Origin of the sequence: Mixta theicola (assembly GCF_002895925.1) — a bacterium.
Taxonomy (GTDB): domain Bacteria; phylum Pseudomonadota; class Gammaproteobacteria; order Enterobacterales; family Enterobacteriaceae; genus Mixta; species Mixta theicola.
The window spans coordinates 147,038-169,480 of sequence record NZ_NWUO01000004.1 but is presented as its reverse complement, the minus strand read 5'-3'; the positions used below and the strand labels follow the sequence as shown (position 1 = coordinate 169,480).

Here is a 22,443-nt window from a genome sequence, read left to right as displayed (position 1 = left end):
GCCGCCCTTTGGCCCGCGGCGCGACAGGGTTCACCTGTTACCGCTTATGCCTCTTTTTTCTTCGCTGCACGCTTTGCTTTGGTTGCGGCGGCGATTTTACGCGTTTTTTCCGACGGTTTTTGCGCTTTTTTCTCGCCTTTAGGCTTCGCGGTTTTCTTTTCGCCGCGGAACGCTGCATCCGGCTCGAAATTGGCGTTTTTACGCATTTCACGGCGGCGCTTGTTATGGCTACCGGAGACGCCTTTCTTCGCCTTATCGCGCGCGGTTTTGCCTTCGTTGCGCGGGCCGCGCTGGCTGGAAATCAGCGCAAAGTCGATTTTACGCTCGTCCATATGTACCGCCTCTACGCGTACTTCAACGGTGTCGCCGAGACGGTAGGTGCGTCCGCCCGATTCGCCAATCAGCCGCTGCCCTACGGCGTCAAAGCGGTAATAATCATTATCCAGCGTGGACACATGCACCAGTCCATCGATAAACAGATCGTTCAGACGGACGAAGAAACCAAAGCCGGTTACGCTGGCAATCACGCCGGTAAAGGTATTACCAACCTGATCCTGCATAAAGTCACACTTCAGCCAGTCAGCCACGTCACGCGTGGCTTCATCGGCACGGCGTTCGGTTAATGAACAGTGCAGGCCCAGCTGCAGCATCTGCTGCATTTCATAGTGATAGCCGCCGGTGGGCGTGCTGTTGCCCTGCAGCGTACCCTGCTGTTGCGCCAGCAGATACTTAATCGCCCGGTGCAGCAACAGATCGGGATAGCGGCGGATCGGCGACGTAAAGTGCGCATAGGAGGCCAGCGCCAGGCCGAAGTGACCACGGTTTTCCGGATCATAAACCGCCTGCTTCATGGAGCGCAGCAGCATGGTTTGCAGCATTTCGTGATCGGGACGATCGGCGATGGTTTCCAGCAGTTCGGCATAGTCCAGCGGCTGCGGCTTGTTGCCGCCCGGCAGCGACAGGCCCAGTTCGGCCAGTACCGAGCGGAAACTTTTAATGCTTTCATCGCTGGGGCGATCGTGATCGCGGAACAGCGCAGGCTCGTTATGTTTCTCAACAAAACGCGCCGAGGCGATGTTGGCGAGGATCATGCACTCTTCAATCAGCTTATGCGCATCATTGCGTACGGTACGTTCCACGCGCTCAATACGGCGCTCGGCATTGAAAATAAACTTGGCCTCTTCCGTCTCGAAAGAGATGCCGCCGCGCTGCTCACGTGCTTTTTCCAGCACCTGATACATACGATGCAGCTCTTCGAGATGGTTAACCAGCGGCGCATACTGTTCGCGCAGTTCCGGGTTGCCCTGCAAAATCGACCAGACTTTGGTGTAAGTCAGGCGCGCATGGGAATTCATCACCGCTTCATAGTGCTTATAGCCGGTCAGCTTGCCGCTGGCGGAGATGGTCATTTCGCAGACCATGCACAGACGATCCACCTGCGGGTTCAGTGAACAAAGGCCGTTAGAGAGCACTTCCGGCAGCATCGGGACGACCTGCGACGGGAAATAAACCGAGGTGCCGCGGTTATGCGCTTCGTTGTCCAGCGGCGTACCGGGACGTACGTAATAGCTGACGTCGGCAATTGCGACCCACAGGCGCCAGCCGCCGCCGCGTTTTTTCTCACAGTACACGGCATCGTCAAAGTCGCGGGCGTCTTCGCCGTCGATGGTGACCAGCGGCAGCTGGCGTAAATCAACGCGCCCCTGCTTCGCTTCTTCCGGTACTTCTTCACGCAGCTTAGCGACCTGCTCTTCCACTTCAGCCGGCCAGACGTGAGGAATTTCGTGCGTGCGCAGCGCCATATCGACCGCCAGACCGGTGCCCATATTGTCGCCCAGCACTTCGATAATCTTACCAATAGCCTTGGTGCGACGCGTCGGACGCTGTACCAGCTCCACCACCACCACAAAGCCCATGCGCGCATTCATGATCTCTTCTGGCGGGATCAGAATATCAAAGCTCAGACGGCTGTCATCCGGCACCACGAAGCCAACGCCGGCTTCGGTAAAGTAGCGCCCGACAATCTGGCTGTTACGCGGCTCAAGCACGCGTACTACGCGCGCCTCACGGCGACCTTTACGATCGGCGCCCAGCGGCTGCGCCAGAATTACGTCACCATGCATGCAGAACTTCATCTGCTCGGCGGAGAGATAAAGATCGTCCTTTTGCCCTTCAACGCGCAGGAAGCCGTAGCCATCGCGATGACCAATGACTTTACCGCGCAGCAGATCGAGACGTTCGGGCAGGACATAACATTGACGACGGGTGAACACCAGCTGGCCATCACGTTCCATGGCGCGCAGGCGGCGGCGCAGCGCTTCAAGCTGCTCTTCGCCACTGATATTCATTTCAGCAGCCAGCTCTTCACGGCTGGCCGGTTTTTCACGTTTTTCTAAATGGGCGAGGATAAATTCGCGACTGGGAATAGGATTTTCGTATTTTTCAGCTTCTCTTTCCTGAAAAGGATCTTTTGACATAGCGGCTCCTCCGTTGTCAGTAGCCGGTCAGCGTGGGTATTCCAGGCTCCGGCAACAAAATTTTATAAAGCGGATGGTTATCCTTCACCAGGTCGGCCAACGTGTAGTTGTCCAGCTCACGCAGAAATTGTTCGGTGGCGGCATTCAGCGCCTGACGTAGACGGCAGGCGGGCGTGATGGCGCAAGCATCGCAATTCACCAGCTGTAGCGGCTCCATTTGCCGGACAACATGCCCAACAATAATTTCTGTAGCGGGTTTTCCGAGGCGAATGCCGCCGTTTTTACCACGGACGGCGGCCACATAGCCCAGACGACTCAGCTGGTTAATGATTTTGACCATATGATTACGTGACACGCCGTAGGTGTCGGTAACCTGAGTAATATTAGTCATCTGTCCGGCCGGTAACGACGCCATGTAAATCAGCGCACGCAGGCCAAAATCGGTAAAACTCGTCAGTTGCACAATAACCTCGGTGAATTTCCGGTGTATTTCATCCGTTTAGCATAATTATTATCTAATGATGATAAACCAGCCCATAAGATTCAGGGCAATTTTTTAAGCAAGCCGGATTGCAGGGAAAAGCGGTAAGCAAAAAGGACGGGAATAAAGCGCGGTGCGTCTGCAGTAAGCCAGAAGATAAAGGCCGGACAGCGTCCGGCCTTTTGCATAATCAGGCGTCAAACGGATGACGCAGGATCATCGTTTCGCTGCGATCCGGGCCGGTAGAAATAATATCCACCGGTACGTCCGTCAGCTCTTCAACACGTTTGATATAATCACGTGCCGCCTGCGGCAGCGCGTCAACGGATTTCGCGCCAAAAGTGCTTTCGCTCCAGCCCGGCAGGGTTTCATAGATCGGCTCAATGCCTTCCCAGCCTTCTGCTGCCAGCGGCGTTGTCGTGACTTCACGACCGTCCGGCATACGGTAGCCCGTGCAGATTTTAACTTCTTTCAGGCCGTCCAGCACGTCCAGTTTGGTCATGCAGAAGCCAGACAGCGAGTTAATCTGCACCGCACGGCGCACGGCAACCACGTCCAGCCAGCCGGTACGGCGACGACGTCCGGTGGTGGCGCCGAACTCGTTGCCTTTTTCACACAGGAATTCCCCGGTTTCATCAAACAGCTCGGTCGGGAACGGACCTGCGCCGACGCGGGTTGAATAGGCTTTGATAATACCCAGCACATAGTCCACGTAGCGCGGGCCAATACCGGAGCCGGTGGCTACGCCGCCTGCGGTAGTGTTGGAAGAGGTCACGTACGGATAGGTACCGTGATCGATATCCAGCAGCGTACCCTGAGCGCCTTCAAACATAATCAGATCGCCACGCTTGCGCGCGTTATCCAGCAGATCGGAAACATCAACCACCATGCCGGTCAGAATATCAGCGACTTCCAGCACATCTTTCAGCACGGTGTCATAGTCGACCGCGTCTGTTTTGTAGTAATGCACCAGCTGGAAGTTATAGAAATCAACGATCTCTTTCAGCTTCGCGGCGAAGGTCTCTTTATTAAACAGATCGCCTACGCGCAGGCCGCGACGGGCAACTTTATCTTCATAAGCGGGACCGATGCCGCGACCGGTGGTGCCGATCGCCTTCGCGCCGCGCGCTTTTTCGCGCGCCTGGTCCATCGCAACATGGTATTGCAGGATGAGCGGGCAGGCTTCAGAAAGTAACAGACGTTCACGTACCGGGACGCCACGTTCTTCCAGCCCTTTCATCTCTTTCATCAGCGCAGCCGGAGACAGCACAACACCGTTGCCGATGATGCTGGTGACGTTTTCACGCAGGATACCAGAGGGAATTAAGTGGAGAACGGTTTTTTCACCGTTGATGACAAGCGTATGACCCGCATTATGGCCGCCTTGATAGCGCACAACGTATTTAGCGCGCTCTGTCAGAAGGTCAACAATCTTACCTTTGCCTTCGTCACCCCATTGGGTGCCCAGTACGACAACGTTCTTACCCATTTTTTTGAAACCACCGATTGCTTAAAAATGGATTCTACCACCATGATTTTTCACTTTCAGCACTTTTAGCATACGATTGCGCAGTTTTTTGCGGATGATTACGTCAGGCATTCCCTGCCATTTTGGCTCTGTCAGAAGCCTTTCCTGGATATGGCATCAGCTGCCGCCGTGAACACTCAACATGTAGTAGACCACCGCACCGGCGACCACAATCCCACCGCCGAAACGATGCAACAGACGATCCGGTAATTGTGTCATCGCCAGGATCATACGCCGCCAAACACGCGGCCATAGCATCGGCCCAAGGCCTTCTAATACCAGCACTAACGCCAGCGCCATCCATATGGTCGTATTCATTATTTCTCAATAGCAAACGGGCAGAAGCAGGCGATTATGCACACTGGCACAGAATCAGTAAATACGGGGTTGGCTGAAGCGGAAGTAAAAAGCGTGACGGGATATATCACGCCTTTAGCCGGTGGCGTTCAGGAAATTAATCAACGATAACCCGCGCTCGTGACAAACCTTACACGCAAAGAAAAAAAGAGCCGACATCATGTCGGCTCTGTTCACAGGCTTAGCGGGTTGTGGCGCCGCCAGGCGATTTCATATAACGGAAGAAATCGCTGTCCGGGCTTAACACCATCACATCCTGATTGCTATTAAAGCTTTTTTCGTAGGCGCGCAGGCTACGGATAAAGGCATAGAAGCCGGGGTCCTGACTAAACGCATCGGCAAACAGCCTGGCCGTTTCGGCATCGCCTTCACCACGCGTGATCAACCCTTCACGCTGCGCTTCCGCCAGGGTGCGGGTTACCTGATAATCCGCCTGAGCACGCAGTTTTTCCGCCTCTTCCTGACCCTGCGAACGCTGGCTACGCGCTACCGCTTCACGCTCGGCACGCATACGGTTGTAAATGGCATCTGAAACCTCAGTTGGCAGGTTGATCTGCTTAATACGCACATCTACCACCTCAATACCTAATGCAGCCATGCTGTTCGGGTTAATTGATGGCTCGCTGCTTTTGGTTTCGCGTTCTACACGCGCTGCGGCATGAGCAATAGCATCATCCGCCGCCGGCGTCTGTACTTCATCGTCACGTCCGGCGCTGCCGGTGTTCAGCGCATCGCGCACGTCGGTGGTCAAACGCCCACGCGAATCGGTCACAATGTCTTTCACATCGAGACGGCCCATTTCAGAACGCAGGCGGTCGCTGAATTTACGCTTCAGCAATACCTCGGCCTGCGAAACGTCGCCGCCGCCGGTTGCCAGGTAGTAACGGCTGAAGTCGCTGATGCGCCATTTAATATAAGAATCCACAATCAGATCCTTTTTCTCTTTGGTCACAAAGCGATCGGCCTGGTTATCCATCGTCTGGATACGCGCGTCGAGCGTTTTAACCGATTCCAGGAATGGAATCTTGAAATGCAGGCCCGGCGCAAAGACCAGCGGCTTGTTTTCATCATCGCGCAGAACTTTGCCGAAACGCAGCACGATCCCGCGCTCACCTTCCTGTACCACAAACAATGACGCGTAAAGCACCACCAGCACAACGATAATTAATACGATTAATGGCTTACGCATCGCTTACTCTCTCCCTTCGCGCTGGGTGTCATTGCGCAGTGCGTTAGCACGGCGGCTTTGCATAATGTCGTCCTGCGAGAACGACGAACCGCTGCTGGCGCGATCGTTGCTGCCTGCAGCTGGCGGCAGACGCATCAGGCTGCTGCTCTCCTGGCTGCTGCGGGTGGAGCTGGTTGCGCCCTCGCCGCGCATCAGCTGATCCAGCGGCAGCACCATCAGGTTATTGTTATTACTGTTTACCAAAACCTTGCGCGTATTGCTCAGCACGCGTTCCATGGTTTCGATATACAAACGTTGTTTAGTGATTTCCGGCGCGGCTTTATATTCCGGCAGGATCTTAGCGAAACGCGCGACTTCACCCTGCGCTTCTAAAACGGTACGAGCTTTATACGCACGCGCCTCTTCCAGAATACGCTGCGCCTGACCGTTAGCACGCGGCTGAACCTCATTCGCATAGGCTTCCGCTTCGCGTACGTACTGCTCGCGGTTTTCACGGGCGGCAATCGCATCATCAAACGCGGCCTTCACTTCTTCTGGCGGACGCGCCGCCTGGAAGTTTACGTCCAGCACGGTAATACCCATGTTGTAAGGACGAATGGTCTCATCGATTTCGCGCTGCGTTTCGCTACGCACCACGGTACGCCCTTCGGTCAGAATACGATCCATGCTGGAACGGCCAATAACGCCGCGCAGCGCGCTGTCGGTCGCCTGACGCAGGCTGTCATCGGCACTGGTCACCGCAAACAGATAGCGCTCCGGATCGGTAACGCGATACTGCACGTTCATCTCTACGCGGACCACGTTTTCGTCCGACGTTAACATAACGCCGGAAGCAGCCAGTTCACGTACCGCTTCAACGTTAACGGCGCGAACCTGATCGATAAAGGTCGGTTTCCAGTTCAAGCCTGGCTCAACCAGATGGCTGAACTGACCAAAGCGCGTCACCACGCCACGTTCCGCTTCTTTAATGGTATAGAAGCCGCTGGCGGCCCAGATAACCACGGCCGCCACGACTACAATACCAACCAGCTTACCGCCGTTACCTGAGCTGCGTGAGTGATCGCCGCCCTTGTTGCCACCGCCCAGACCGCCAAGCTTTTTGCTCAGCTTACGGAAGATATCGTCGAGATCGGGAGGTCCCTGATCGCGTCCTCCTTTGTTACCCCCAGAGTTGCCGCCTTGATTATTGCTGCTTCCCCACGGGTCGCGGTCTTGTCCGTTATTCCCGGGCTGATTCCACGCCATGTTTATACTCCATTTATTGTGTGTGCGGTGGTATCCCAGTCCGGGATACGCCTCTCAGGCAACATCAGTCAAACAATATAATCCACCAGCGTCGGCTCCTGTTTACACAGGCGGCGCCAGTCAACAATTGGCATGCGTATCAACAGGCTTACGCTGCCATCTTCTTCATTCCATTCTTTCTCAATCGCCTGCAGCTGATAAAAACGGCTGCGCAGACGTCCCAGTTCGGGTGGCAGACGCAGCTGATGCTGCACGATTTCACCGGACAGCCGTTCGGTCAGCGCCTGAAACAGCAGCGGCAATCCCGCGCCCGTTTGGGCGGAGAGCCAGACCCGTACCGGTTGGTTTTCATCGTTGCGATCGATGCGCGGCTCAAAGCCGTCCAGCATATCGATCTTGTTCATTACCTGCAGCGCAGGAATCTCATCGGCTTCGATCTCTTCCAGCACGGTCACTACCGCTTCGATATTTTCATCGAGTCGCACATCGGCGGCATCGATGACATGCAGCAGCAGCGTTGCCTGGCGCGTTTCCTGCAGCGTCGCTTTAAACGCGGCGACCAGGTCATGCGGCAGATGACGAATAAAGCCTACCGTATCGGCCAGTACCACTTCCCCCACGTCGGCGACGTCAATACGACGCAGCGTCGGGTCGAGGGTGGCGAATAGCTGGTCGGCGGCGTAAACATTCGCAGAGGTAACGCTATTAAACAGCGTGGATTTTCCGGCGTTGGTATAGCCCACTAAAGAAACCGTCGGAATATCCGCCTTGGCTCGCGCCTGACGCCCCTGCTCGCGCTGTTTTTCTACGCGCTCCAGGCGCGACAAAATCTGGCTGATGCGATTACGCAGCAACCGACGGTCAGTTTCCAACTGGGTTTCACCCGGTCCGCGCAGGCCAATACCCCCTTTTTGACGTTCAAGGTGGGTCCAGCCACGAACCAGACGCGTGGCGAGATGGCGAAGCTGAGCCAGCTCTACCTGTAATTTACCTTCGTGAGTACGGGCGCGCTGGGCAAAAATATCCAGGATCAATCCCGTGCGGTCGATCACACGGCATTCGCACAGACGCTCAAGGTTACGTTCCTGAGCGGGAGATAAGGCATGATCGAATAACACCACTGACGCACCGGTGGCTTTCACCGCTTCAGCGATTTCGACAGCTTTACCTTCACCGACAAAATATTTGGGATGTGGCGCTTTGCGGCTACCGGTTATCACGCGCAGCGCTTCGACGCCTGAGGAAGAGACCAGCGTTTCAAATTCCTGCAGGTCTTCCGTCTCTTTGTCTTGCGAGAACCAGATGTGTACCAGTACGGCCTGCTCACCGGCATCATAACGGTCAAACAAGCTTAAACCTCTCTAATAGATTGACCAAAACGGGGAAGGTCATTAATGCTATCCCCGTTTTGGCAGAACGATGATAAGGCTTACTCAGCGCTGTCACCGTCTTGCTGTTGTGGCTGCGATTGCGCTGCCTGATTATTGCCGCCGTGATGATAGTTGCTACTGCCACCCGCATTGTTGCTATGGTGGGAGACTGCACGAGACGGGACAACGGTGGAGATAGCGTGCTTATACACCATCTGGCTTACCGTATTTTTCAACAAAATAACAAACTGATCGAAAGACTCAATTTGACCTTGCAGTTTGATACCATTCACCAAATAAATTGAAACCGGAACACGCTCGCGACGCAGTGCGTTCAGGAACGGGTCTTGTAATGATTGCCCCTTAGCCATTCTATCTTTTCCTTATATGCTTGTTGTTTATTACTGAGAACCCTACGGCTCTAAATACTGCGTAAAAAAATTTGCGCACGATAACGGTTCAATTGTACACATTCACCCAAGGTTCGCACCAAGAACCTGTAATACCTTGCCGAGAGCCAGCTCCGGATGTTCGCTGTCAAGCCAGTGAACATTCTGCCAGCCTCTTAGCCAGGTAATCTGGCGCTTGGCGAGTTGCCGGGTGGCGCAAACTCCCCGATAAACCATTTCGTCGTAATTAATTTCGCCTTCAAGATATGACCACATCTGGCGATAACCAACACAGCGAATGGAAGGCAAATCCGTATGCAAATCTCCTCGTGCAAACAGCGCACGCGCTTCCGCTTCAAAACCTGAAGCCAGCATTTGCTCAAAACGTAACGCAATACGCTGATGCAACAATTCACGGCTCGCCGGAGCGATAGCAAACTGAACCACATCGTAAGGCAAGGCCTCACCCGCAGTTTTTGTCAGTTCCGTTAAAGTTTTACCCGAAATGAAAAAAACTTCCAGTGCTCGCGAGAGTCTCTGGGGATCATTCGGATGAATACGAGCACCAGCAACGGGATCGATCTCACATAACTGACGGTGCAGAGTGTCCCAACCCTGTTCACGCGCCGCTTGCTCTATTCGTTCACGCACTTGTGGATTAGCCGAGGGCAACGGCGACAATCCTTCCAGTAACGCTTTGAAATAGAGCATGGTTCCACCAACAAGCAACGGAATTCGCCCTTTTGCGACGATTTCCGCCATTTCCGCCAGCGCATCGCGACGAAAGTCGGCAGCCGAGTAGGCTTCCAACGGATCGCGAATATCTAACAGACGATGAGGCGCCAACGCCAGCTCTTCCGCACCAGGCTTGGCAGTGCCAATATCCATACCACGATAAATCAGAGCTGAATCTACGCTAATCAGCTCGACCGGCAGCTGTTTACGCAGCGATATCGCTAACGCCGTCTTACCGGAAGCCGTGGGCCCCATCAAAAAAATCGCCTTAGGCCGGCCCGCCATTTCACTTTCACTCATGCTTCAGAGCGCTTAACGCCGTTTCTGTGTCGATCGGTTGTAATAAACCCGGAGGCGGCGATTTCAATAATACCGGACAGAGCCGTTCGACTTCCGCCAGCAGTGCAATCGCCTGCGAGTGATTCCAGGGCGTAAGCTCTACCTCAGCCTGACGCGCCAGCCATTGTGCAAGCTGGCCCGAAGAAGCTTCCTGCTGACGGGCGAGATAGCCTAACAGTTCTGGAATCAAGTTTTGTAAATTTTGTTGGCGCAATGGTAAAGGCACCGCGCGCAGAGTCACATGCTGTCCATCGCTTTGCAAATCAATACCGAACTGCTGCAATAATTCGGCCTGCTGCTGCATCGCCTGTCGCTCAGGCGGGGCTAACTTTAACCGCACAGGAATCAATAACGGCTGCGGTTTCAGGCCTTCCGGTCCCGGTTCCAGCTGCGCCTGGCGTAGCCAGCGCGCCGCGACGGGCAACGCGACTAATGCCAGCCCGCCCTGGCGCTCAACTACCGCATAGCAATCATGCAGAACGGTTAACAACCGTCCCAGGCTTTGGCTATGGGCGGGCAACGGTGCCTGGGCCGCAGCGCGCGGCGCGGCGGGCGTTACCTCCTCCGCCTGGAGCGCTGGCGTTTGCAGCAGCTGTTGATAAAGCGCGCCTTCACGTTTTTGATAACCCGGCTGCTGCTGCGGCCAGCCCGATGCGACGCCAGCCGCGCGCGCCGTCCCTCCAGCGGTGGAAGCGCGCGGAGTGGAACCTGCTGGCTGCCCGGACTGGCGATCCGCAGGCGAATCAGACTGACGCGGCGACGGCGTGCCGGCATCCTGCGTTGGCTGACGTAGCGCATCCGGCCCAGCGGGCGGCGGAGTGGAAAAGTGGTTGCCACCCGCCGCCGGACGATTTTCCGGCTGCCAGCGCGGCTGCGACACCGCCGTTAACGGCAGGCTTTCCGCCCCGCTTTCCTGTAAGGCGCAGATCACGCCCTGATAGATAAAATCATGTACCAGCCGCGACTGATGAAAACGCACCTCATGCTTGGCAGGATGCACGTTAACATCCACCTGGTGCGGATCGATATGCAGATAAAGCACATACGCGGGCTGATGTTCTCCGCTTATCTTTTCCTGGTAGGCCTGGCGAATCGCATGATTGATCAGCTTATCGCGCATCATGCGGCCATTCACATAACAGTATTGCAGCTCGCTTACCTGACGCGCGCCTGCCGGATCGGCGACCCAGCCGCGCAGAACCAAATCACCATGCTGCCACTCGATTTTCAGCGCATGTTCCATAAAGGTTGCGCCGCAAATCGCGCCCAGACGTCGCAGCTGCTGGCTTTCCTGCGTCGCCGCACGGTACTGACGCACCAGTTTGCCGTTATGCGTCAGGGAAATGGCAATATCAAAGCGCGCCAGCGCAATACGGCGCACCACTTCATCAATATGCGTGAATTCGGTTTTCTCGGTACGCAGGAACTTACGGCGGGCGGGCGTATTGTAAAAGAGATCGAGCACCTCCAGCGTCGTGCCGACCGGGTGCGCTGCCGGTTTTACCGTCACCGTCATATCCCGCCCTTCCGCATATGCCTGCCAGGCTTCACTCTGAGCGGCGGTGCGCGAGGTTAACGTCAGGCGTGAGACGGAGCTAATACTGGCCAGCGCCTCGCCGCGAAAGCCGAGGCTCATAATCGCTTCTAAATCATCCAGCGAGGTGATTTTACTGGTGGCGTGACGCGCCAGCGCCATAGCCAGTTCTGCTTTATCGATACCGCAGCCGTTATCACGTATGCGAATCAGCTTTGCGCCGCCTTTTTCTATATCAATATCAATGCGCGTGGCGCCGGCATCAAGGCTGTTCTCCACCAGTTCCTTAACCACCGACGCAGGACGTTCGACCACTTCACCGGCGGCAATCTGGTTAGCCAACTGAGGCGGCAGGATCTGAATGGGCATAGCGCAGTATCCTTAATCTGGCGGCAATGGCGCCAGCCTCCGCAGAGGCTGGCGAGAAACAAACGGCGCAGGGCGTACCGGGCTGGCGTTATCAGGAGGCGGGAATTTTTAGCGTTTGCCCCAGCATAACGTTAGTCGACTTCATATTATTGGCCTGCATAATAGCCTGAGCGCTGACGCCATAGTGTACCGCGATGGCGGTCAGCGAGTCACCACGCGCCACTTTATGACGCAGCGGACCACGGCCTGACGCTGCGCTTACCGTGCCATTGGTCGGCACTTTAAGCCGCTGCCCGACCCATACGCTCTGTTTTTTTAGGTTGTTCAGCTGCGCCAGCGCAGTCATCGAAACCCCGTAGTGCGCCGCAATGCCAGACAGCGTCTCGCCACGCTTTACCACATGACGCATGACAGGGCCGGTATAGCTTACCGATGAACTGGCGCTGTTCGCTTCTACTTCAACCGCCGTTGAAGGCGCCAACGGTCGGTTTTCCTGCTTTGGGACAGATTGTAGCGGGTGCGTCAGGAAATAGTTCCGCAGGCCACGGTAAATCGACCCGGCAATCTTCTCCTGATACGCGCTGCTGCCCAGCAGGCGCTCCTCGGCAGGGTTACTGATAAAACCCGTTTCAACCAGCAGTGAAGGAATATCCGGCGAGCGCAGCACGCCGAGGCTGGCATGTTCCGGTCGCCGCTTATGCAGCGATCCGACCTGCTGTAGCTGTTGAATAACCTTAGTCGCCGCATCATAACCCACGCGCTGTGAATGACCGAACTGCAGATCCAATACCGCCTGGCTCAGATAGGGATCCGCCTGGCTGTTTGCCAGCAAATCGCCCGCTCCGCCCAGCAGCTCCGACTGTTTCTCATGCTGCTCCAGCCAGTTGGCCATTTCACTGTTGGCACGCCGGTTTGACAGTACCCAAACCGAGGCGCCATGCGCGCTGCGGTTTGGTGCGGCATCGGCGTGAATCGAGACCAGCAGATTGGCGTTTTGCTTGCGCGCCACGTCGGAACGGCCCATTACCGAGATAAAATAGTCGCCATCGCGGGTTAGCACGCCTTTAAACATGGGATCGTCATTAAGCATGGCTTTCAGCTTACGGGCGATAGCGATGGTAACGTTTTTCTCTTTCAGACCGTTCATACCAATAGCGCCCGGATCCTGGCCGCCGTGTCCGGCATCGATGGCGACGATTACCGTATCGCTGGAAACGCTGTTGCTCTGGCCCGGCGCAACGCGGCTGTTGGTGTTGGACACCGCGGTTACCTGATTGCCGTCAAAGGGATTATGTGCCGGCTGAGCGGGCGCGGGCGCGATGGTGCTGACCGGCGCGCGCGTAACGCCGCCCGGCTTGCCGGTAATCGTAAATACCACCTTATAATCACTGCCGTTGCGCTGCGTTTTCGCGCGCGTTTTGCCCGGCTGCGTCAATTCAAAAACCAGGCGAATGCTCTGTTTATCTTTCGGCTGGCTGGTGCGGATGCGCTTGACCAGGTTATCGCCGCTAAAATTAAGCGGCAAACCTTTAATCACGCCGGACTGGCGAATATCCAACACGACGCGGTCCGGGTTATGCAACGGGAAAAAGCCATAGATAGGCTGCCCATTAAAGCTTAGCGTCACCGTTGCCTGACTGTCGCCGTTCGATACCTGAATATCAGACAGGTTGGCTGCCAGCGTGGTAGAGGATAACAGGCACAGCAGCATCAACAGCATAACCTTGATGCGTGCCATTATGCGGGATCCTTATGGTTTAGCAGCTGCGAGAGCAGGCGTTCTCCCAGCGGTGAATGGGCCGCCAGTTTCGCTTCTCGCGCCTGGTTTACGTAGCTTAAGGTCAGCGACAGATCGGGTTCAGGCAGCACGCCCGCGCCCTGCTGCGGCCACTCTACCAGGCAAATGGCATCGCCCGCGAAATAGTCGCGAATGCCCATAAATTCCAGCTCTTCCGGATCGGCCAGACGATAGAGATCAAAATGATAAACCGGCCGGGCAAGCTGCTGATAAGGTTCTACCAGCGTATAGGTTGGGCTTTTGACATTACCCTGGTGACCTAACGCCTGTAAAAAGCCGCGACTGAAGGTCGTTTTCCCGGCCCCTAAATCACCATAAAGATAGATGACCGCCGCGCTGTCGCAGGCGCGGGCCAGGTGGGCGCCCAGAGCGAGGGTTGCCGCCTCGTCAGGCAATGCGATAACACAGGTATTCATGCTTTATTGTTTAACATCTCAGGATTAACGAATTGATACAGCGCGGAAAACAGATCGGTAGCCAGCATACCGCGCGTGCCAAAGCGCGCTGCCACCGCGTCTGCCGCCGCGCCATGTACGACACAGCCCGCACAGGCAGCATCATACAGCGTCAGATGCTGGCCGCACAGTGCGCCAATAATGCCGGATAGCACATCGCCCATGCCGCCCGAGGCCATGCCGGCATTTCCTACATCGGCAAACGCCATTTCCCCGCTTTCGCTGGCGATAATGGTGCCCGCGCCTTTCAGAACCACCACGCCGCCATAACGTTTTACTAAGCGCTGAGCTGCAAGTAAGCGATCACTTTCAACTTCCGCCGTTTTCAGGTTCAACAAGCGCGCAGCTTCACCGGGATGGGGCGTAATGATGCGATTCTGACGTTTATCGGGATTGAATGCCAGCAGGTTGAGCGCGTCAGCATCCCACAGCATCGGTTTCTGAGAATTTTCTATCTGACTCAGCGCTTTTTTACCCCACTCTTTTTGGCCCAGCCCCGGCCCGATAACGATAATATCGGCCCATTCCAGCTGTTGCTGTAGCGCTTCATCGGTTAGCTCATCCACCATAATTTCCGGGCGAGTGCTAAGGACAGGAACAATATTATCTTTGTGGGTGAGTACTCGCACTAAGCCGGCGCCGGTGCGTAATGCGGCTTCTGCAGTCATGCGAATCGCCCCGGCCGTGCCGCGATCGCCGCCCACAATCAACAGGCGGCCCTGATCCCCTTTATGCGACGTCGGACGGCGCGGCTGTAGCCAACGGGTTAAGGCTTGCGCATCATAGCGCGCCATTGGTGCCTGCTGGCCGCTAAGCCACGTCTCCAGCCCCAGCGCGTGATAGTGCAGCTGTCCAACATAATCGCGCGCTTTGCCGGTTATCAGGCCAGGTTTAAGCGCAACCAAAGCCAGCGTAACGGCTGCTTCGATTACGGCTCCCGGCGCGCTGCCGTTGGCCGCGACCAAACCGGAAGGCATATCCACAGAAAATACCGGTGCCGGATGCCGGTTCGCCTTTTCAATCAGCCGATCGTAAGGCGCAGCGGGCATCCGATTCAGTCCGGTGCCGAGCAGCGCGTCAACGATAATATCCACCTGCTCCGGCCAGACGGCATCCGTCGCATGTATTTCACCGCCCGCCTCCAGCCAGCCGTTACGCGCGCTTTGCGCCTCTTCCGGCAGCGGATGGCTACTGTCACAGGCCAGCAGCGTGACCTGACATCCCGCCGCCTGCGCCAGTCGCGCGATAACATAGCCATCGCCGCCGTTATTACCGTGTCCACACAATATTAGCCAGTGCCTGGCGTGCGGCCACCGTTGGCAAACAGTATCAAAAGCGGCGCTACCGGCACGCAGCATCAGCTCATAAAGCGTAATCCCAAGATGATCGGCGCCTTCGGTTTCCAGCTGACGCAGCGCCTGCGCAGGCCAGACGGAGTGTGGTAAACTGCGGGCGTTTTTTCTCTCAATATGGTCAGTCATGTCACACCCTCTCGATCTTCAACAGCTTGCTCAGGATATAAAACAGTGGGGATTATCGCTCGGCTTTCAGCAGGTCGGCATTTGCGATACCGATCTCAGCCTGGAAGAGCCGCGTCTGCAGGCCTGGCTGGATAAGCAGTATCATGGCGAGATGGAATGGATGGCGCGGCATGGCATGATGCGCGCCCGCCCGCATGAACTGCTGCCCGGCACCCTGCGCGTAATTAGCGTGCGGATGAACTATTTACCGGCGAAAGCCGCCTTTGCCAGCACGCTAAAAAATCCCCGTCTGGGTTATGTCAGCCGCTACGCTTTAGGCCGCGACTATCACAAAGTATTGCGCAATCGACTGAAAAAGCTCGGCGATTTAATACGTGAGCGCTGCGAAGCGGTAAATTTCCGCCCGTTTGTTGATTCAGCACCGCTTCTGGAACGGCCGCTGGCGGCCAAAGCGGGTCTCGGCTGGACAGGTAAGCACTCACTTATCCTTAGCCGTGAGGCTGGCTCCTGGTTTTTCCTCGGCGAACTGCTGATCGATTTGCCGCTGCCGGTTGATCGTCCACAAGAGGAGCAGTGCGGCCGCTGCGTGGCCTGCATCACCACCTGTCCGACCGGTGCGATTGTTGAACCTTATGTGGTCGATGCACGCCGCTGTATCTCTTACCTGACGATTGAACTGGAAGGCGCGATCCCGGAAGCGTTTCGTCCGCTGATCGGCAACCGCATTTACGGCTGCGACGATTGTCAGCTGATTTGCCCGTGGAATCGTTTTGCTCAGTTAAGCGATGAGGATGACTTTAGCCCGCGTGCCGCGCTGCATGCACCGCCGCTAACGGAACTCTTTGCGTGGGATGAAGCGAAATTTTTGCGTATTACTGAAGGTTCGGCGATTCGCCGTATCGGACATTTACGCTGGCTGCGCAATATTGCGGTCGCGCTGGGCAATGCGCCCTGGGATGCGGAAAATATCGCTGCGCTTTCCAGCCGTTTAGGTGAAAACGCCATGCTGGATGAACATATTACCTGGGCGCTGGAACAGCAAAAGATTAAGCGGGCAGAGAATGCTATTGAAGTGCAGCGGCCACAGCAAAAACGCCTGGTGCGCGCTATTGAAAAAGGGCTGCCGCGTGATGCGTAACTGTTTATATAATCACCCACGGTAAGCTCACCGACTTTTCCACATGCTGTGCATAAAAATAAAAAGTCGTTGTCATTCAACTGAAACAGGAAGCGCAAGCGGTCTCGATAACAAATTGAAATCTTATCATAATTATATATTTCAGTTAGTTACCGTAATAATGTAAGTAAACAATAACGGCTCTGTGCGGCTGTAGATAAACATAGCCTGTGGATAAGTCTGTTTAAACCCATTTGGCGAAATGCGTTGTTCGCTTAGCTGACGCCGCTTACCGCTGTGGATAACATTTTGGCATCTCGCAGAAGAGGTAATGTTTTTACCGTAAGGATATTGATCAGCCTGCTGCCGTTAGTCGGCAACAAATTTCCCAGCAAATCCTGAATAAGGCCGTTAAAGATTAATCCGCGCCCTTCGCTGGTACTGAAGAGGGCACGGATTATGGACGCATTGTCAGGCAAATACAAGCCAATTTTTTGGCAAAAATTTAACCCGTCATTTCCCCGGTTTTCTCAGGCTGGAGGGACCTCTTCTCACGCTGAGGTCCTTCTGGTTACCAGCCCGCCTGTATCAATATAAAGGGGGCTGTCCTTAGTCATTACTTTTGGTTCTTCGCTGTGTCAGATACGGTCTCCATTTTTTTTCCTGCATCAGCCGTCGATTTGGCACTTCCCTTACCACTGAAAAGCCCCGGAATGCTTGATGATCCCATGCTGGTAACAATTGAGGTGTTCGGTTGAACAGCTGGCCATGCTGCCGTCGGTGAATGTGTGTTGCTTGCCGGGCTTGCTTTAAAAATTCCGGCAACGCCGGGCGTTGTCCCTAAAGCAGTCGTGTTTATCTCCGTCTTATGGGTATCTATTCCCGTGGCTTTAACAGCGACATCGCTTTTACTGCTGTTACCGGAAGAGGATTTAACAGACTGAACCGGCGCAGCTGGCGTTGATGAAGATAACCGACTCGGTTTACCGGCCTGAGTCACATCCGAGCGCGTGCCGCCGCCCGGTGCATTGGCGACTGGCTTCACGGAACCCGCTCCTGTAAATCCGCCCAGGGCTGATGATCCGCCAGGGCTGGTAATAATCGGCTTGCTCGGTATTACCGTTGGCCAGGTGTTAGCGGGCTGTGTCGGCGTTGTCGGTTTCGATGGTGTTACAGATGGTAGATCGGCACTGTCGGTTTTTTTCTTAGAAGGCATAACCGGAGCCAACGTAAAGGAGATATTCTTACCGGCCACTTTTTTATCTTCAGTAACGGTAGACATCTTATCCGCATCCGTATTCAGCTCGCCGTTCACTTCTCCTTTATTGATACCCACATTAATGGTGCTATGCTGAACCTCTTCGCGATAAATGGTATCAAGAGTATCAACGTAACCATTAACCATCGGCACTCCCTTGTAGTTCATGCCGCCGCCGCCTGTCGGCCCGACACCATAGCCTGTGTAGTGGTTTACTGAAGCACGGCATCAAAGCGATTTCATTCCGGTCTTTCCAGTCCTGGCTTAATAAACCGGACGCTTTTCCTGTTTCATTGCCACTAACGGTCCGATATGGCTTTTGAAGAATTTACACTGGGTAGATAAGGGGGTTGTATCGTTGAGCAAGCCCTGGTAAAACATTTCGCTTTGGCTGGGCAGCATCAGATATACGCTATTATATGCATCCCAGCCCCGCTGCTCCGCCAGAGAGATAACCTGTGAGAGTAAAGTCTCTCGCTCCGGCACCTGGAGATCCTGACATTGCTGCCTGAGGTAAACGCCGCCTGCAACAACGGCCGCCAGCTGGCTGACCTGACTTTCAGGCGATATAACGTTTACCGTCACGGGTTGTTCTGCTTTTTTTACTGAATTTTGGCAGCCGGTAAGCAGCAGAATTAACGCAGCGGTGCAATATAATCGTTTAATTAACATAATCTTCCTTAATTTAGTGGTTATTCTGCCGCGCCAGGCACCGGCCGTTGAATATGCCAGCCTACCAGCCAGAAAGGTTGTCCAGCTGATTCATGACCATTAATACTGAGGCGCTAAACGCTAAGGCTGGACCAAAAGGCAGAGCGGTATTCAGGCTTTTCTTAGCCAGCAAATTAAGCAGCACTATCATCAGCACCCCTAACGAAGAGGCCAGCAACAGTAACAAGGGCAACGCCTGCCATCCCAGCCAGGCGCCCAGCGCCGCGGTTAGCTTCAAATCGCCGTAGCCCATACACTGTTTGCCGGTGACGTGATTGGCAGACATCACAATCAGCCAAAGCACCGTATAACCCGCCACTGCACCGATGACCGCCGATGATAAAGGGACAAAGCGATCGTGCAGATTGAATAGCAGCCCGCTCCAGAGCAGGCTATAGGTCAGCCAGTCAGGTAACAGCCCGCAATCAAGATCGATAACGGTTAACGCCAGCAATAGCCAGCCAAACAGCAACACGCCACACAGCGTGACGCCCGGAGGGAAATAATATCCCGCCACCAGCGTCAGAACGAGCGATGCCGCTTCAACCGTCGGATACCGGCCACTAATCGCCTGACGACAATGACGACATTTCGCCTGTAATAACAGCCAGCTGATTAACGGAATATTATCGTGCCATGCCACCGTTTGTTGACAGCGTGGACAATGCGATGCCGGTAGCCATAAATTGAAGCGATGAATATCCTGTGGGCCGCCTGTCTCTGTAGAGGAGAGACGATCGGCCGCAGCGATCATCAACGGTACACGATAAATAATAACGTTAAGAAAACTGCCCACGCACAGGCCAATAATTGTCAGGCTACTCCACCCTAGCCACGGCGGCAGGCTCGCTGTCGATACCAGAAAAATATCGTCAAGCACCATCTATTTTGCCTGCCTGCACAACATGCTTTTCGCTTCACAGCTTAATATCAGCTTATTAATATGCACCAGATTGCTGTCACCCTTTACCGCAGCTAAATCGACCTCATCTACCTTGATAGCCTGGTCAGCCTGTAAATAAATTAAGAAGCGCATCAGCGGAAGAAATTCAACGGGTTCACTGCCGCCAATCAGCTCCAGCTGCTGCTCGTTCACCGGGCCGATAGTTAATTCTGGCTTATATTCTTTCAGCGCCTGCGTAACCCGCTGTACCAGGTTGCGATCCTCTGTTCCCTTTCCCGGAGAAATAAAATCAAATTGCGCTGCGTTATCAGCCATCCATAAATAATCCTGTACCGCCTTATTCATTTTCTCTTTTCCCTTTTGTTGATAATCCATCAATGGAGACAGTAATCCAAACCAGCACAGAATTAGTACGCCAGCAACAGCCAGCACCGCCAGGAGCACCTTTTCCCGTATTGAATAGTCACTCCAGCGCTGAAATAAACGTTGTTTCATCATTATTTACTCATGCAATAAGGAGGATTTATTACCACCGGTAACGCTTTGCTGATAAACAGGCTGGGCGTTCAACAAAGTGGAAAAAGCTTCCCATTCTTTTCCCTCAGCCGTTAATTGCAGTAAATTATCAGCCGCAGAATAGCGTAGCCGGCTAATTGTCACCTCAGGATGCAGGTTTCTGGCCTCAGCGATCTTTAGCATTACCTGTCTGAAATCAGAATGCGGACTATGATCCGCTTTGCTTTTCAGGCGCTGCATCAGATGAAAACGGGGATTACTGATTTTTTTCTGCGTATGGGTCAGCGCCTGATACAGGCGAATATTTTTTTCTTCCAGCCGGGCTGCCTGCTGCCAGTAATTCTGGCCGCTTAACAACAGTCCGATACAGATAGCCAGTAGCCCCGCCGCCGCTATGCCCGGCACGATCCGCCATCCCGGCAGTGTTTGCTTCCCGGCGATACGTAACGGTTTTTCCAGCAAATTAACGTGCGAATGCAATGAGTGATACGCCAGTATATCCAGCGTTTCACCGCGTACTTTATGTTGCCAACGCGCAGGCGGCGTAGCAGAAAACTCGTTGCCGTAAACATCAACCGGCACCTGGTCATAACCCGCTAACTGTACAAGCCAGCCCGCTTTTAGCACCAGACCGCGGTATTCATGCTGCCGAACAATGCAGCGCTGGTTATCATATAACAGACTCCAGCCCTCATCAGGCGCAACGGGTAAACAAAAGCTATCGGGTATAATACGATGCAATGGCAATAAGCCTTCAATAAACAACGTTTGCCATTGCTGTAGCTGCTGCTGGCTAATACCCAGCAGATAATAAGGCGATTTAAACGAGATCACTGTCCAGTGCAGATCCTCCACCGGGCCGATAATCTGCTCTTCAATCTGGTAAGGCAGCGCCTTCAGCATCTTTTTATTCAGCTTTGCCTTAACCATGAGCGGCAAAGCGGCGGGCAGGCAGATAACCATTTCGCCAGGCACCAGCAGAATGACCTCGGCATCGGCAGCGTACGTTTGTAACCTATTAAGCTGCGTCATATCCGTAAGTTCGCCGCTAACCGGCGCATCTCCCTGGGTCTGGTACAGCCATTCAACCCGCTCATTAACTGACAGGGAGGGTCTGATAAATAATTGGCCAGGCATCCAAAATTCCCTTTTGCGTTTGTTTTAATTAATTCCGCTTATGCCGTATTTACGCTGTTCAATATGAGTATCTTTTCCGTCATATTTTATTAATGAATGCAGCTCATAACGTTGTTCTTCCCGCATCGCCCACTGGCTGAGTAAAAAGTAATTACCGGTTAGCGTTAACAGCGGCATAATTTTCTCCGCTGATGACTGATTATTTTCCGTCAGCCAGGCGGTTATTGCTTCAGGCTTATCCCATCCTTGCGCGGGACGGCTTTGGATTAATGTTTTGGCTTTATCTATTGTTAGCTCACCGATAGTCAGCGCCGACAGCAGCGGAGCGCTGGCCTCCTCCAGAGCGTTAATATTAATTTTCAACGCTGTATCCGGCAGCACGCAGAGCCAAGGCTTTAATTGCTGGTAATGCGTCAGTTCAAGGTCTGGGATAATACGTAACTCGCTAATATCCATTATCGGGGGCAGCCTGTTTTTCCCATCAGCCTGCCCATCGACGCTGGCGAGCAAAGGCGCAGGATTAGCCCATTCCACCACTTTGTGCGTTAACCGCTGCGCTGCCTCGTTATCGAGTCCCGTTACGTACTTCACCAACTGTGTAAATACGGCAACGGAATTAGGCTCTTTCGCCTGCGGCATCGTGGTTTCCGCCGTTTTCTTTGCCGTTTTCGGCGGCGGCTCAACGGCTTTTGGCGGCGCTCCCACAACTTCGGCGCTGGCGTCAACCGGCTGAGATCCAGCCTGATGCGATACGCGTTGCAGCGCATTAAGATTAAAACAGCTATTTAAATCCCGCAGACGGTATTCAATTATCATGTCGTCAATCTTACCGGGCCGGTGTATCGCATTACTCGACGGCAGATGACCGGTCAGCTGGCTTAGAATAATAGCCTCATTGCCTGATAGCGCCCACTTCGCTTCGGTTTGCCACTGCAGCGTCTGATTTCTTACCAGCGCCCGCTGTAAGTCATCGCCGGTGACTACCGCGATGCCGGTAATTAACGCCATGATTAACAATGCCAGCAGCAGAGCGCTTCCCTTTTGGCGCGACAT

General features: G+C 54.4%; 20 protein-coding genes. 1 reads left to right on the top strand and 19 read right to left on the bottom strand.

The annotated features are described in order from the left end of the window. Positions 1-44: 44 nt before the first annotated feature. From rnr to nnr, 13 genes are all read right to left on the bottom strand, one after another. On the bottom strand, positions 45-2,477 hold the full coding sequence (gene rnr / locus COO59_RS07435; RefSeq protein ID WP_103059177.1) for a ribonuclease R: 2,433 nt from the start codon (positions 2,475-2,477) through the stop codon (positions 45-47). Positions 2,478-2,493: 16 nt separating this feature from the next. Continuing rightward, complete coding sequence (nsrR, locus tag COO59_RS07430; RefSeq protein ID WP_103059176.1) at positions 2,494-2,940, bottom strand: nitric oxide-sensing transcriptional repressor NsrR; 447 nt, start codon at positions 2,938-2,940, stop codon at positions 2,494-2,496. 208 nt (positions 2,941-3,148) lie between these two features. Then, positions 3,149-4,447, bottom strand: coding sequence for an adenylosuccinate synthase (locus COO59_RS07425; RefSeq protein ID WP_103059175.1), 1,299 nt, complete (start codon positions 4,445-4,447; stop codon positions 3,149-3,151). Between the two features lie 156 nt (positions 4,448-4,603). Next, positions 4,604-4,804, bottom strand: coding sequence for a DUF2065 domain-containing protein (locus COO59_RS07420; RefSeq protein WP_103059174.1), 201 nt, complete (start codon positions 4,802-4,804; stop codon positions 4,604-4,606). 220 nt (positions 4,805-5,024) lie between these two features. Further along, entirely contained in the window at positions 5,025-6,032 is a 1,008-nt protein-coding gene (hflC, locus tag COO59_RS07415; protein WP_103059173.1) for a protease modulator HflC, read from the bottom strand. Positions 6,033-6,035: 3 nt separating this feature from the next. Next, entirely contained in the window at positions 6,036-7,277 is a 1,242-nt protein-coding gene (hflK, locus tag COO59_RS07410; RefSeq protein ID WP_103059172.1) for an FtsH protease activity modulator HflK, read from the bottom strand. A gap of 68 nt (positions 7,278-7,345) precedes the next feature. Further along, positions 7,346-8,626, bottom strand: coding sequence for a ribosome rescue GTPase HflX (hflX, locus tag COO59_RS07405; protein ID WP_103059171.1), 1,281 nt, complete (start codon positions 8,624-8,626; stop codon positions 7,346-7,348). 80 nt (positions 8,627-8,706) lie between these two features. After that, entirely contained in the window at positions 8,707-9,018 is a 312-nt protein-coding gene (gene hfq / locus COO59_RS07400; protein WP_103059170.1) for an RNA chaperone Hfq, read from the bottom strand. Positions 9,019-9,120: 102 nt separating this feature from the next. Beyond that, positions 9,121-10,071 carry a tRNA (adenosine(37)-N6)-dimethylallyltransferase MiaA gene (miaA, locus tag COO59_RS07395; protein WP_103059169.1) on the bottom strand — a complete coding sequence of 317 codons (951 nt, stop codon included), beginning with the start codon at positions 10,069-10,071 and terminating at the stop codon, positions 9,121-9,123. Continuing rightward, the gene (mutL, locus tag COO59_RS07390) at positions 10,064-12,013 is read right to left on the bottom strand and encodes a DNA mismatch repair endonuclease MutL (RefSeq protein ID WP_103059168.1); all 1,950 of its coding nucleotides are present in this window, start codon (positions 12,011-12,013) and stop codon (positions 10,064-10,066) included. Before mutL ends, miaA begins: the two co-directional genes overlap by 8 nt. A gap of 91 nt (positions 12,014-12,104) precedes the next feature. Further along, a complete protein-coding gene (amiB, locus tag COO59_RS07385; RefSeq protein WP_409371603.1) occupies positions 12,105-13,751 on the bottom strand; it encodes an N-acetylmuramoyl-L-alanine amidase AmiB in 1,647 nt (548 codons plus the stop codon). Beyond that, positions 13,751-14,227: a tRNA (adenosine(37)-N6)-threonylcarbamoyltransferase complex ATPase subunit type 1 TsaE gene (tsaE, locus tag COO59_RS07380; RefSeq protein ID WP_103059166.1), complete on the bottom strand. Its 477-nt coding sequence runs from the start codon at positions 14,225-14,227 to the stop codon at positions 13,751-13,753. The genes amiB and tsaE overlap by 1 nt, the downstream gene beginning before the upstream one ends. Continuing rightward, the gene (nnr, locus tag COO59_RS07375) at positions 14,224-15,747 is read right to left on the bottom strand and encodes a bifunctional ADP-dependent NAD(P)H-hydrate dehydratase/NAD(P)H-hydrate epimerase (RefSeq protein WP_103059165.1); all 1,524 of its coding nucleotides are present in this window, start codon (positions 15,745-15,747) and stop codon (positions 14,224-14,226) included. Before nnr ends, tsaE begins: the two co-directional genes overlap by 4 nt. Between nnr and queG the strand changes: the two genes are divergently transcribed. After that, a complete protein-coding gene (queG, locus tag COO59_RS07370; protein ID WP_103059164.1) occupies positions 15,746-16,885 on the top strand; it encodes a tRNA epoxyqueuosine(34) reductase QueG in 1,140 nt (379 codons plus the stop codon). The genes nnr and queG overlap by 2 nt on opposite strands. Positions 16,886-17,480: 595 nt before the next feature. Here queG and COO59_RS07365 read toward each other — a convergent pair. The 6 genes from COO59_RS07365 to gspK form a co-directional block, all read right to left on the bottom strand. Then, on the bottom strand, positions 17,481-18,290 hold the full coding sequence (locus COO59_RS07365) for a hypothetical protein (protein ID WP_103059163.1): 810 nt from the start codon (positions 18,288-18,290) through the stop codon (positions 17,481-17,483). Positions 18,291-18,386: 96 nt separating this feature from the next. Continuing rightward, on the bottom strand, positions 18,387-18,794 hold the full coding sequence (gene gspS, locus COO59_RS07360; protein WP_103059162.1) for a type II secretion system pilot lipoprotein GspS: 408 nt from the start codon (positions 18,792-18,794) through the stop codon (positions 18,387-18,389). Positions 18,795-18,855: 61 nt separating this feature from the next. Next, positions 18,856-19,716: a prepilin peptidase gene (locus COO59_RS07355; RefSeq protein ID WP_103059161.1), complete on the bottom strand. Its 861-nt coding sequence runs from the start codon at positions 19,714-19,716 to the stop codon at positions 18,856-18,858. Continuing rightward, positions 19,717-20,235: a type II secretion system protein GspM gene (gene gspM / locus COO59_RS07350; RefSeq protein ID WP_103059160.1), complete on the bottom strand. Its 519-nt coding sequence runs from the start codon at positions 20,233-20,235 to the stop codon at positions 19,717-19,719. Positions 20,236-20,238: 3 nt separating this feature from the next. Further along, positions 20,239-21,390 carry a type II secretion system protein GspL gene (gene gspL, locus COO59_RS07345; protein WP_103059159.1) on the bottom strand — a complete coding sequence of 384 codons (1,152 nt, stop codon included), beginning with the start codon at positions 21,388-21,390 and terminating at the stop codon, positions 20,239-20,241. A gap of 24 nt (positions 21,391-21,414) precedes the next feature. Continuing rightward, positions 21,415-22,443 carry a type II secretion system minor pseudopilin GspK gene (gene gspK, locus COO59_RS07340; protein ID WP_165786500.1) on the bottom strand — a complete coding sequence of 343 codons (1,029 nt, stop codon included), beginning with the start codon at positions 22,441-22,443 and terminating at the stop codon, positions 21,415-21,417.